The sequence below is a fragment of the Acinetobacter sp. YH12120 genome (assembly GCF_013418795.1).
In the GTDB taxonomy this organism is placed as follows: Bacteria; Pseudomonadota; Gammaproteobacteria; order Pseudomonadales; family Moraxellaceae; genus Acinetobacter; species Acinetobacter towneri.
Map to the genome: position 1 here is coordinate 76,528 of NZ_VPBI01000005.1, position 11,806 is coordinate 88,333.

Annotated in this window: 11 protein-coding genes; 7 read left to right on the top strand and 4 right to left on the bottom strand. The window is 43.0% G+C overall.

Annotation, left to right across the window (positions count from 1 at the left end):
* Positions 1 to 7: 7 nt before the first annotated feature.
* A complete protein-coding gene (locus tag FTU58_RS05345; protein WP_154320420.1) occupies positions 8 to 1,258 on the bottom strand; it encodes an exonuclease SbcCD subunit D C-terminal domain-containing protein in 1,251 nt (416 codons plus the stop codon).
* Between the two features lie 481 nt (positions 1,259 to 1,739).
* On the opposite strand from FTU58_RS05345, the gene FTU58_RS05350 reads away from it, so the two are divergent.
* The gene (locus tag FTU58_RS05350; RefSeq protein ID WP_180062170.1) at positions 1,740 to 2,192 is read left to right on the top strand and encodes an ABZJ_00895 family protein; all 453 of its coding nucleotides are present in this window, start codon (positions 1,740 to 1,742) and stop codon (positions 2,190 to 2,192) included.
* Between the two features lie 124 nt (positions 2,193 to 2,316).
* Positions 2,317 to 3,237 (top strand): TIGR01777 family oxidoreductase, encoded by a 921-nt coding sequence (locus FTU58_RS05355; RefSeq protein ID WP_180062171.1) that lies wholly within the window; start codon positions 2,317 to 2,319, stop codon positions 3,235 to 3,237.
* A 21-nt stretch (positions 3,238 to 3,258) separates the two neighbouring features.
* Here FTU58_RS05355 and FTU58_RS05360 read toward each other — a convergent pair whose 3' ends face one another.
* Together FTU58_RS05360 and hemB are read right to left on the bottom strand one after the other, a co-directional pair.
* Entirely contained in the window at positions 3,259 to 4,377 is a 1,119-nt protein-coding gene (locus tag FTU58_RS05360) for an FAD-binding oxidoreductase (RefSeq protein WP_180062172.1), read from the bottom strand.
* A 14-nt stretch (positions 4,378 to 4,391) separates the two neighbouring features.
* A complete protein-coding gene (gene hemB / locus FTU58_RS05365) occupies positions 4,392 to 5,405 on the bottom strand; it encodes a porphobilinogen synthase (RefSeq protein WP_180062173.1) in 1,014 nt (337 codons plus the stop codon).
* 120 nt (positions 5,406 to 5,525) lie between these two features.
* Between hemB and FTU58_RS05370 the strand changes: the two genes are divergently transcribed.
* The 5 genes from FTU58_RS05370 (at position 5,526) to FTU58_RS05390 (ending at position 10,440) form a co-directional block, all read left to right on the top strand.
* Positions 5,526 to 6,023, top strand: a complete 498-nt coding sequence (locus tag FTU58_RS05370) for a thioesterase family protein (protein ID WP_096902274.1) — start codon at positions 5,526 to 5,528, stop codon at positions 6,021 to 6,023.
* Positions 6,024 to 6,243: 220 nt separating this feature from the next.
* Positions 6,244 to 7,038, top strand: a complete 795-nt coding sequence (locus FTU58_RS05375; RefSeq protein WP_179988608.1) for a thermostable hemolysin — start codon at positions 6,244 to 6,246, stop codon at positions 7,036 to 7,038.
* A gap of 28 nt (positions 7,039 to 7,066) precedes the next feature.
* On the top strand, positions 7,067 to 8,758 hold the full coding sequence (locus FTU58_RS05380) for an AMP-binding protein (protein WP_180062174.1): 1,692 nt from the start codon (positions 7,067 to 7,069) through the stop codon (positions 8,756 to 8,758).
* Entirely contained in the window at positions 8,712 to 9,566 is an 855-nt protein-coding gene (locus FTU58_RS05385; protein ID WP_180062175.1) for a TauD/TfdA family dioxygenase, read from the top strand. Before FTU58_RS05380 ends, FTU58_RS05385 begins: the two co-directional genes overlap by 47 nt.
* Before the next feature lie 40 nt (positions 9,567 to 9,606).
* Positions 9,607 to 10,440 (top strand): SDR family oxidoreductase, encoded by an 834-nt coding sequence (locus tag FTU58_RS05390; RefSeq protein WP_004975352.1) that lies wholly within the window; start codon positions 9,607 to 9,609, stop codon positions 10,438 to 10,440.
* Here the strand turns inward: FTU58_RS05390 and FTU58_RS05395 are convergent.
* On the bottom strand, positions 10,435 to 11,772 hold the full coding sequence (locus FTU58_RS05395; RefSeq protein ID WP_180062176.1) for a sigma-54-dependent Fis family transcriptional regulator: 1,338 nt from the start codon (positions 11,770 to 11,772) through the stop codon (positions 10,435 to 10,437). The genes FTU58_RS05390 and FTU58_RS05395 overlap by 6 nt on opposite strands.
* Between the last annotated feature and the right edge of the window lie 34 nt (positions 11,773 to 11,806).

The following is an 11,806-nucleotide window of genomic DNA, read 5'->3' on the forward strand; positions in this document are numbered from 1 at the left end:
CAAATCCTTAAGCTTTATTCTGATCAAGTTCTTGTTGGGCTTCGGCCAAAAGCTGTAAAAAATCTTGGCTCACTTCTGGGTCAGGTTGATAGCCCATTTTTTCCCATAAATCTAAAAATAATTTTTCAGGCGTAGGCGGCTCTAAATCAATTTTTGATTGTTGCACGTTCGAGTTTTCACAGTTTTGAAAGCGTCGTGCAATGCGCAGTAAACGATAGCGGTTGGCAGGCAGTGCTTGTTCAATTTGTTGGCGTAAATCAATGGGTGGCGGGGCATCGCTGATATATTCAATTTCTAAAAAATGCCGTGCGCAAACTTCTGCAATTTCATCTTTTGGCAATTTATTCAGTTCGGTGATTAATTCAGAAAGTTCACAGCGAATCCGAAGCAGCTCTACCGTACGTGGAATAAGCAAGCTTTCATATTGGAAACGCTGTGCATCTGCCTGTAATGGATCAATCCTAACTTCAAGGACTTGGTGTTTATAATTCAGCTCGCTAAATGATAAAGGGATGGGTGAGCCGCTATAGCGAATGTGTGGCTGTCCGACCTGTTGCGGTTTGTGTAAGTGTCCGAGTGCGACATAGTCAATCACCTCATCAAACAGCGCAGTCGATAAGGCTTCTTCATTCCCCACTACAATTGGGCGTTCTGAGTCGGAAGTTTCGCCACCTTGCATGTGTGCATGTGACATTAAAATCAGGGCTTGATCGGGTTGTTTACGGGCTTTGGCTTCTGCAATCAGTTGTTGATGTAAGTAAGCAACCGCAGATTGATTGTCACTGCTATGTTCATTTAAACCTGTAATTTCTGCACTGCGTAAATAGGGCAGGGTCAGACACCATGCCACAATATTTTGCGCAGCGTCATAAATAGGCACTAGGAGTTTATCTAAATCTAATTTTTGCTCGGCTGTTTTACCAATCACGCCCACAGCTTTGGCGTTGAAGCGGTCTAAAAAGGGTTCAACTTGCTCAATGCGATACCCAGAGTCATGATTGCCTGCAATCATTAAGGTTTGCATGTGTGGAGCAAGCACATGCGCATCGGTAAGGAATTGATAGAGTTGTTTCTGAGCGCTCGAAGCAGGATTGACCACATCAAAAATATCGCCTGCTATGAGCAGGGCATTCGGCTGTTTGCTTTTAATTTGAGTTAAGAGCCAATTTAAAAATTCAGTATGTTCATATTCACGTTCATGGTGATGGAAAAATTGCCCCAAATGCCAATCAGACGTATGTAAAAAATGAACAGCCATGCGTGTTCCAATCTTGATGTTGAATTATGGGATAACTTAACATAACTGAGCGCAACACTGCGGCAAAAAACCAGTTTTCTGCTTTTAAAGCGACAATTTAGGTCGCAGAGATTTTAAAGAGAAGGGAAAGTAAAATCTGTCGTGATCTGTATAGAAAAATATAGAGAGTTAAAATACTGATGTTAGAAAGGCTAAAAAAAGACCTTAAAAAATAAAGACCGACGATTCGAGTGATGATGAAATCGTCGGTCAAAGAAAACTTGCGATGCAGTAAAGCTTTGGCTGCTGTTCAAAACTTCACTGCATGCGATTTATTGCTTTAGTCAGGTCACCGAAAATATTGTGGATGCCAATACACATTAACGGTTGTTGTGACCTTGTAGCCTATATAACGCCATGCGTTGCGATTCGGTTGACAATCTTATGAAAAAAAAATCAAATTTTTTTATACTAGTTTGAATCTTTTGTTTGAGTTTGCACTATGCCATCACTAAGCCGTTATTTTCTTTGGTTTTTCCTGTATTGCTTTGTGATGACCTGTATTTGTGGCGTGTTGGCTGCACTTTTACCTGCAGGTGTAGGCGGTATTTTAACGGCGGTGCCTTATTTGGTGGCAATGATTTTGGTGCTGTATAAATTTTTAAAGCAACAACGCCGTGCACCTTCCGATGCTGAACGTAAAAAATTTACTTTAGGCTTTAGCCTGATTTTTTGGGGCTATAACTTGGCCTTTTTATTGTTAGGTTTGGTGATTTTTTCACGGCAGAACCCAAGTATCTGGCAAGATTTTTTACAATATTTGCAACAACCACAATTTATGAGTGTGGTGGTGATCATGTTCTTACTGATTGCAATTCCATTGTATCTGCTGACCTACTGGTTTTACGGTAAACAGGCGCAGCGCATGGTAGTCAAAATGTTTGGTCAGCACTGATCAAACTGCATAAGACCTTTATGAAACTCGGCTCCTCCAGCTATGATGATTTGGCTCAGACTTGAACAATCGGTTGAAATCACGTATAGCTAACAGCATATTCTAATACTGCAGAGACTGAGCGATGTATAAACCGTTGGTGCTGGTTACAGGGGCAAGTGGTTTTATTGGTTCACAGTTGTTGCCATTTTTATTGGCACAAGATTATCGCGTGGTGGGGCTGACTCGACAGCCCAATCGAGTATCTAAACATCCCCAATTACGTTGGATTCAGCACCTGGATGAACTCGACACCGATCAGATTGATTATGTCATTAATTTGGCGGGTGAAAGTATTGGAAAGGGAAGATGGACGACTGCCAGAAAACAACAACTCATTGAAAGTCGGGTGCAAACCACACTACAGCTGTATGAATATTTGCAAAAGCGCCGTATTTTCCCCAAATGTATTATTTCAGGTTCTGCAGTCGGTTATTACGGTATTGATCCCACTGAGCAGTGGCAACAGCCTTGCACTGAGCAAAGTCACCCACAAGATATTTTTATGTCACAGCTGTGCCAGCAATGGGAACAAGCCGCTTTAAGTTTTAGTCAGCAAAATACCAAAATTATTCGTTTAGGCGTGGTCTTTGGACGTGGCGGTGGAATTCTGCCACAAATGTTATTGCCGATTCGATTAAATGCTGTCGGGCGGATTGGGCATGGACGTCAACCTGTGGCATGGGTGCATTTGCAAGATGTTTTAGAGGCTATTTTATGGCTGATGACCAATCCTGTTGAGGCACAAATTTTGAATGTGGTGGCACCTGAAATGAGCAGTCAGCAATATTTTGCAGAAACGGCAGCACAGTTGTTAAAGCGCCGCCCATTGTTTGTGCTGCCAGCTTTGGTACTGCGCTGGTTACTGGGTGAACAATCACAATTAGTCTTAAATGGACAATATGTTGAATCGCAAGCTTTAGTGCAGGCAGGTTACCATTTTAAATATCCAAAACTTGCACAGGCGTTAGAGGCTTGTTTAGGTTCAGCAGTACCCTCAAAATAAAAGAGGGTAATGTGCTGAGTATTATGCGCAGATTGGATCAGCTTGTAGCTGTTTCGGGTCATAGGCTGCAGGATTAACCAAAGTCTCTTGCCCAAGCATGAGTTGTCTTAATAGCTGTGCCGAGGCTGTGCCCATACATAAACCATTACGGAAATGTCCAAAATTCAACCATACATTATTAAAGTTTGGCGTTTGGCCAATATAAGGCACACCTGTTGGTGAAGCAGGACGTAACCCCGCCCATTGTTTCACAATTGGAAACTGCGCCAATTCAGGAACCATTTCCAAACAAGCGCTTAAAATATCCTGCTTAATTTGAGGATCAGGGCGAGTATCAAAACCGACTTGACGCATACTCGAACCGCACAACACATGTCCGTCACAGCGTGGAATGAGATACATCACTTTGTTCATGCACATGGTAGGCAACCATTGCGCAGGGGTTTTAAACAACAGCATTTGTCCTTGAACAGGCTGTACAGGAATACTTAAACCAAGTTGTGCTGCCCATTGCTGTGACCATGCCCCTGTGGTGACAATAAAGTGATCTGCATGGTGCAACTGACCATCTGCACTTTGAATGGCTTGTGCATGATCGCCCTGCAACTGAAATTGCTGGATAGGGCAATGCTCCAAAAACTGTACTTTGGGATGCTGCTTTAAGTATTGGGTCAAAGATTGCAATAAGCGTGGATTACGCACATTGGCCAATTGCGAAAAATACAAGGCGTGTTTAAATTTTGCAGCAATGTGCGGGTTAACTTGTTCAAGTTGTTCCTGATTTAAATAGTCACACTGCTGCATTGGCTCATTATGCTGCGTAGCATAATTTAGGCCAATCTCAAAATCATCTTCATCAAAAATTAGCATGCCTGTTTCATGGATTTCAAAATCAATGCCAGTAATTGGTTTGAGTTTTTCATTCCATGCGAGGTATTGTGGTTTGGCAAATTTGGCTAAGTCATTAACCGCTTGAGGATAGCGCCACGGATACATGGGAGAAAGAATCCCACCGCCCGCCCATGACGCGGCTTGAGCTGCCTGTTGTTGATCAAAAATACTGATAGAGCAACCTTGCTCTACCAGTTCAAGTGCAGACAACAAACCGCTGATGCCTGCACCAATGATTGCAATATGCATGAAAGCTCGCCTGTTTATGCCATGTCTTTAAGTTTGAGCGCAGCTTCTTCGGCAAAGTATGTCCAAATACCATCTGCACCCGCACGGCGGCAGCTCATCAGTGATTCAATAATCACGCTGTCCGACAACCAACCATTTTGAATGGCTGCAGCAAGCATGGCATATTCACCACTGACCTGATATACAAACGTAGGCACAGCAAAAGTATCTTTCACTTCACGGACAATGTCTAAATAAGGCATACCAGGTTTAACAATGACCATGTCTGCACCTTCTTGAATATCCAGTGCAATTTCATGCAAGGCTTCGGCACGGTTGCCAATATCCATTTGATAATTGTATTTATTGCCACCTTTTAGGTTGCTTGCAGAGCCGACTGCATCACGGAATGGGCCGTAAAAGCTAGAGGCATATTTGGCAGAGTAGGCCATAATTGAGGTGTAAATATGGCCGTTGCTTTCTAAGGCCTGACGAATAGCACCGATGCGACCATCCATCATGTCACTTGGTGCAACCACGTCAGCACCCGCTTCAGCATGGCTTAAGGCTTGCTTAATCAGACATTCAACGGTTTCATCATTCAGCACATAACCTGTGTCATCAATAATGCCGTCTTGACCATGGGTGGTGTAAGGGTCAAGTGCGCCATCGGTAATCAGTACCATCTCTGGTAATTCTTTTTTCAGCAGGCGTAGCGTGTTTTGCACCAAGCCATCTTCACGCCATGCTGCTTCTGCGGTCAGGCTTTTATCTTCTTGTGGCGTGACTGGAAACAATGCCAGTTTAGACACACCCAGCTGCATTAAACGCTCGGCTTTTTTGAGTAATAAGTCTGCCGATAAACGCTGAATATTCGGCATGCTTGGAATATCTTGGGTTTGATTTTGTCCTGGTAAAACAAATACAGGATAAATCAAGTGATCTGTGGTTAAGTGAGTTTCGCGAACCATGGCGCGTAATTGATCATTTTTACGGATACGACGCATACGAGTGGCAGGAAATGCAGGACGATTGAACGTATAGGTCATAAAAATCTCACTGATCAGTATTAAACTAGACGACTATTGTAGCCCCTTAAATTTCATTTGGGCATACATTGGCTGTTTTTATTGTTGGTAAATTGAGTTGTTTGGACTTTTGGGCACGTTATGAGTAATGCAGAGAAAAATTGGACTGGGAATATACATTTAGGCGCGAAAGTCGATATTGATGTCGTGCTAAGACAATTGGTCAATGCATTTAATGGATCGCCATTTTTTCAACACAATGGCATGAGCATGCGTGTGGTCGATGGTCAAATTGAAGCCTATATTGAGATGCAACCGTATATGGTGGGCAACGTGGCTTTCCAAATTTTACATGGTGGTGTTGCTGCAACCATTTTGGACAGTGTGGGCGGTATTGTGGCGATGGGTGAGTTATATAAAAGAACTGAACCTGACGACTTGCCCGATACCATAAAAAAAGTCACCCGTTTGGCTACCGTAGATATGCGGGTGGATTACTTAGCACCGGGACGCGGTAAGTATTTTATTGCCCGTGCGGAAACTTTACGTTTAGGGCGTAAAGGCTGCACCATGCGCATGACGATGGTCAATGATGAAGATAAACCAATTGCAACGGCAATTGCGTCTTATGCCTATTAAAATCTAAGGTAGGGCGCGAACAATTGTGTTTTGCCTAATTGGATGACTGTTTATTTTGATTAGTTTATTGTTTTAGACATATAAGGAGTTGAGTGATCAGCTCCTTTTTTGTGTGCATAAACAACTTTATGAATTGTGACAGTTTGTAGCGACTTAAGTTTTCTTTAAGTTTAGATTTCTATCTTGAGCATTGAGTTATTTTCTATCCAATGTGATGCACATGATCAAATTTAATTTTGATGCTCAATCATCCAGTCAAACGCATTTTCTGGATGCGAATTTTCATCAGCAAAAAAATAAAAAACAATTCAACGGGTATGCATCTGTAGCGCAGCCGTATAAACCACAAACGAACCCAAAACAGTTGAACCTAGAACAGCCACATTTAGATGTATTACACAGCTATGCCTCGGTGATTCAAGCACACACAACAGCACAACATTTAAATGTGACAACTGTGACCCGAGATGCTAGCGAACAACGCTTGGCATTAGAGCATTTTATTCGAGATAAATACCAAAAAGTCCATCAGGCATCCATAAATACTTTTTCAGATACCTTGTTTGCAGGCTATGTAAACCACGACATGCAAGTGGTGATTGGCATGCAACCATTGGGCGCAAACCAAGCCTTTTTGGAACAGTATTTAGGTGCACCCATTGAAACCATTTTAACCCAATTGAGCCAAGTGCCTGTAACGCGCGCGCAGATTGTTGAAATTGGCAACTTGGCAGCGCAAGACATGAGCAAAGCCAAATTGATGGTGGCTTTTTTGGTCTTTCACTTATCGCAGAACAATGTGTCGTGGGCAGTTTGCACAGGAACAGCAGCAGTGCGCTATGTGTTACAGCAAATGGGACTGCATTTTCAGGTGCTAGAAAAAGCCAACCCCGAAGCCTTGGGCGATGCACAGCATCAATGGGGCAGTTATTACCAACAGAAGCCTTATGTACTGGCGATTGACGTTGCAGCAGCGTTGGCGGTCACGCAACAGCAATATTGTTTTTATGCCTAAGGTTATGCAGAAAGGCGGAAATTGAAAGATGAATGAGTTGTTTGAAAACCTGAATCACTATGCCCAAACAGACCCTGAGCGTGAAGCAATTGTGACGGCACAAACCACACTGAGTTATGCCACATTACAGCAACGGGTTGAGTTGCTCAGTGCAGAATTGGCAACTTATCAAGTACAGCGTTTGGCGTTGTGGGGTGTGAACCAGGCCGATTGGATTGTGGTCGATTTAGCCGCACGTAAAGCTGCAATGACAGTCATTCCTGTGCCTTTATTTTTTACTGCTGCACAAGTGCAACATTTACTGCAAGACAGCCAAGCCGAGTTGCTGTGTATTTTGACGGATACTGCACAAAGCGATACTCCGTCCAATGTTAACTCGGCTATTGGAAATACTGCTATTCCAGAAGCTTTGTTGGAGATGATTGATGCAGTTCAGGCACAGGTTTTGCCACCATCAGATTTATATCAAGGGCAGTTGTTTCGTCTAAGCGTTGAAACAGCACAACCGCATTTATCCCCAAATTCTGCTGAGCAGCCTACAAAAATTACTTATACCTCGGGCAGTACGGGTACTCCCAAAGGTGTATGTTTGGCAGAAGCCACCATTAATTCAATTACGTACTCTTTAAGTCAGGCATTGCAAAGCAGCCAGCTTGGGCGGCATTTGTGTCTAATTCCATTTGCAACATTGCTTGAAAATATCGCAGGCGTGTATGTGCCTTTTCACATGGGGCGTGCAGTGGTGGTGGCTGAAGTCAGTCAGTTTGGTTTGCTGTCCAACCATGAGTTTGATGTTTCACGCTTTGTCGATGCCGTGCAGCAATATCATATTGAAAGCGTGATTTTATTGCCACAAATGCTCAAAGCGATTGTGGAATATATCCATCAACACGGCGATTTGGGCTTGCGCACTTTGAAGTTTATTGCCGTGGGTGGTGGCAAGGTGTCTGCAGATTTACTCAAGCAGTGTCAGCAATTCAATTTACCTGTTTATGAAGGTTATGGTCTGTCTGAATGTGCATCGGTCGTGAGTTTAAACCTGCCTGAAGCTCGCAGAATTGGCAGTGTTGGCCGCGTATTACCGCATGTTCAAGTCGAAATTGCTGCCAATCAAGAAGTGGTGGTCAAGGGCAATGCCATGTTGGGATATATGCATGAACTTGGGCGTGAGCAGGATGCGGTATCAGCCGATATTCACACAGGCGATGCAGGTTATTTTGATGAAGATGGCTATTTATATATCACGGGGCGTATCAAGCAAATTATTGTCAGCAGTTTTGGGTGCAATATTTCACCAGAATGGGTTGAATCGAACAGTTTGAGTGAGCCTGAAATTCAACAGATTGCCGTGTTTGGTGAAGCGCAGCCGTCATTATCTGCAGTGATTTATGCCGAGGAACATCGTTCAGATGCGCAATTGGCAGCCGCGATTTATCGTGCCAATACCCGTATGCCTGATTATGCCCAAATTAAACACTGGTGCCGTGCTGAACAACCTTTTTCTTTAAATAATCAGATGTTAACCGATAACGGAAAATTGCGTAGAGCAGTCATTCAGCAACAGTATCAGACAGCTTTGGCACATCCTACAACGTATTTAATGGCTGATCTTGGAGATGTTTCACAGATAGACATCAACCTGTCAGTCATCAATAGAGATAGAGAGAAATCACATGAATATTGCACAACAGCAATTCAAACATTCCCCACAACAAATTAAAGATCGTTTGGTGGAGCACGGTTGGGTTTTACTTAGAAATGAACATTATGATGTGAATGCGTTTAGTGGGCTGATGAGCAATATTTGCCAAAAGCTGACCTATGACCCTGCACGTGAAAATGTGACCCGACAATCGCAAAAAGTAGATGCAGGTACGCAGGCAATGGGACTGCATATAGAAAATGGTTCAACCCCAATGCCGCCTGATATTATTGCTTTTTTTAGTGAAAAAAGTGCTTCGCGTGGTTCGCAGACTACTTTATGTGATGGACATGAGGTATGGCAAAAACTGCCTGACACACTGAAGCAGAAATTTGCTGAACCGATGACCATCAGCCGTTACTTACCCAAAGCGATGTGGCAAAAGTATGTGGCGACAGCACTCAATATTGCCGATGCCGTACAGGTCGGGCAGCAGGAACTCGCTCATTTTATTGAGATGATTCCTATACAACGGATTCGCCCTGCGCATGATGAAGGCGTACAGTACGATTTAAGCATGCCGATGATTCGCCATGACAATTTAAAAGCTGTGCCTACCTTTGCCAACACCTTGTTGGGGCCTTCTTATAATTACGAAAAGCCGCGTTTTTACTTTGCCGATGGCAGCGAAATCCAAGCGGAATTATTGGAAGAGTTGGCAGAGCGATGCGAGCGTGAAACCTCAGAAATTGACTGGCAAGATGGTGATGTGGTGCTCATTGATAACAAGCGCTTTATGCATGGCAGACGTGAAATATTGGTGCCATTAGAAGATCGTAAACTCTATATTTGTATGGGCTTGGGACTGAATCCTGCATTTTTATAATTGAGTTGTATCGAATATCTTAAAATTGAGAGTATCTTTTATGTCAAATTTAACTGCGGTGATTTTCGGGGCAACAGGCGGGATTGGTCATGCGATTGCGCATCATTTTGCTAAAAAAGGCTTAAACTTAATTTTGGTTGGGCGTAAGCAAGACACCTTGCAACAACTAGAGCAAAGTCTGGCGCAGCAGTATCCTCAGTTGCAATTACACAGTCTGCGTTGTGATTTAATTGATGCCAGCAGTCGTCATGATTTTATTCAGGCACTTGCCGCATTAAAACAGCCGATTCATTACTATATTAACAATGCAGGCATGAATGATTTTCGTCTGTTTGCGCAGCAATCACAGGATACCATTGAGCAAATGATGTTGGTCAATGTGGCTTATCCGCTGCAACTGATTCAGGATGTGATTCCATATATGTCGGACAGTCAGCCGAGTCAGATCATCAATATTGGCTCGACTTTTGGCAGCATCGGCTATCCTGGCTATGTGAGTTATTGCGCCAGTAAGTTTGCCTTGCGTGGTGCAACTGAAGCGTTGGCGCGAGAGTATTGTCAGACTGCCATTCGTTTTAGATATTTCTCCCCACGCGCGACCAATACCAGTATGAACAATCCCGATGTGATTGAAATGAATATCAAAATGGGTACAAAAGTGGATTCACCTGAATTTGTGGCACAAGAACTGTATCAATTTTTACAAACAGACCGTCAATCCTATCAGGTCGGTTATCCTGAAAAAGTCTTTGTAAAACTTAATCAGTTGATGCCTAGCCGAGTCGCAGCTGCCATTCAAAAAGATTTAGACACCATTTATGAATATGCAGATCAAAGCAAAGCGTCCTTTATTCAGCAAACTTCCGCCTCATAAATGATATTTTTTTCGATAACGCCATAAGGTGGTTCGGCTAATGCCCAAGGCTTGTGCCACCAATTCAGTTTGCCCCTGATATTTTTCCAGTAAATCCTGCAGTGTGTCTTTATCTACTTTATTGTTGGTTTTGATGGGCAGCTCAATAGGTTGTGGCGTTGGGGTAGCTGTGGCGAGTTTCAAACTAGCATGCACAATTTCATCGGGTAAATCGTGTTGATCAATTTCCGTTTTACCTGCTGACATGGTCAATGCATACAGCAAGGTATTTTTTAATTCACGTACGTTGCCTGGCCAGTCGTAATTGATTAATACCTTCAGTACTTGCTCGGTCAAATGTGGCGTGACCTGAAACTGGGCTTGTTGTTGCAAAATAAATGCTGCAATTTTAGGGATATCTTGTTTACGTTCACGTAGTGGTGGCACAAAAATTGGAATCACCCGTAAACGATAAAGTAAATCTTGGCGAAATCTGCCTAAACGCGCTTCTTCACGTAAAGCGCGATGGGTTGCGGTAATAATTCTGACATTCGATTTAATCGCTTTTTCACCGCCCAAAGGGGTGAATTCGCCCGTTTCTAATACTCGCAATAATTTGGCTTGCAGTTCCAGTGGAATTTCTGCAATTTCATCTAAAAATAAAGTACCACCTGCAGCACGTTCAAACACACCTTTATGCTCACGAATTGCCCCTGTAAATGCACCTTTCACATGCCCAAACAATTCACTTTCTAAAATATTGGCATTTAAAGCCGCGCAGTTAATCGCAATAAAGACTTGTGTATGCCGTTGGCTGCGTGCATGTACTGCTTGCGCCACCAACTCTTTACCACTACCAGATTCACCACGCACCAAAACAGGAAACTCAGTAATCGCTACCCGTTCAATAATGGAATACATATGCTGCATTTGTGGCGAATCACTATGGAAAAACTCCGCCAAACTATTTTGTGCTTGGGCAGATGGGGTGAGTGTTTGTGATGACACTGTTGCAACGCTAGGCTGCAGAAAGAATAAACATCCTGTGAAATCGGCTGTATGGACACGAATATTTAAGCTGTGGTAGTGCCATGCCTTAGCACTATTCGGGAGTTGCAGCAGACCTGTCTGTGGTTGTGATGCTGATTGTGATTGTAGTTTTAATTTCAATAATTGATTTTTTAATGTTTTACCCGTAGCTGCAGAAACAGAAGCATCTTGTGCATATTCATAAATCCATGTTTGAGCAATGTCGTCATAAACATAGAGCAAACTGTCTGGACAAAGTTGTTGTAAATGAAACAAAAAGCTTTCAAGACTGGCTTGTTGTTCAAAGTCATGTATCGCATTCATGATGTTTCATCTTTTGTTTCATTATTGATTCAAT

Bases quoted from the DNA above. Each gene is read 5' to 3' on its own strand.
- FTU58_RS05345 (WP_154320420.1), bottom strand. From the start codon at position 1,258: ATGGCTGTTCATTTTTTACATACGTCTGATTGGCATTTGGGGCAATTT.
- FTU58_RS05350 (WP_180062170.1), top strand. From the start codon at position 1,740: ATGCCATCACTAAGCCGTTATTTTCTTTGGTTTTTCCTGTATTGCTTT.
- FTU58_RS05355 (WP_180062171.1), top strand. From the start codon at position 2,317: ATGTATAAACCGTTGGTGCTGGTTACAGGGGCAAGTGGTTTTATTGGT.
- FTU58_RS05360 (WP_180062172.1), bottom strand. From the start codon at position 4,377: ATGCATATTGCAATCATTGGTGCAGGCATCAGCGGTTTGTTGTCTGCA.
- hemB (WP_180062173.1), bottom strand. From the start codon at position 5,405: ATGACCTATACGTTCAATCGTCCTGCATTTCCTGCCACTCGTATGCGT.
- FTU58_RS05370 (WP_096902274.1), top strand. From the start codon at position 5,526: ATGAGTAATGCAGAGAAAAATTGGACTGGGAATATACATTTAGGCGCG.
- FTU58_RS05375 (WP_179988608.1), top strand. From the start codon at position 6,244: ATGATCAAATTTAATTTTGATGCTCAATCATCCAGTCAAACGCATTTT.
- FTU58_RS05380 (WP_180062174.1), top strand. From the start codon at position 7,067: ATGAATGAGTTGTTTGAAAACCTGAATCACTATGCCCAAACAGACCCT.
- FTU58_RS05385 (WP_180062175.1), top strand. From the start codon at position 8,712: ATGAATATTGCACAACAGCAATTCAAACATTCCCCACAACAAATTAAA.
- FTU58_RS05390 (WP_004975352.1), top strand. From the start codon at position 9,607: ATGTCAAATTTAACTGCGGTGATTTTCGGGGCAACAGGCGGGATTGGT.
- FTU58_RS05395 (WP_180062176.1), bottom strand. From the start codon at position 11,772: ATGAATGCGATACATGACTTTGAACAACAAGCCAGTCTTGAAAGCTTT.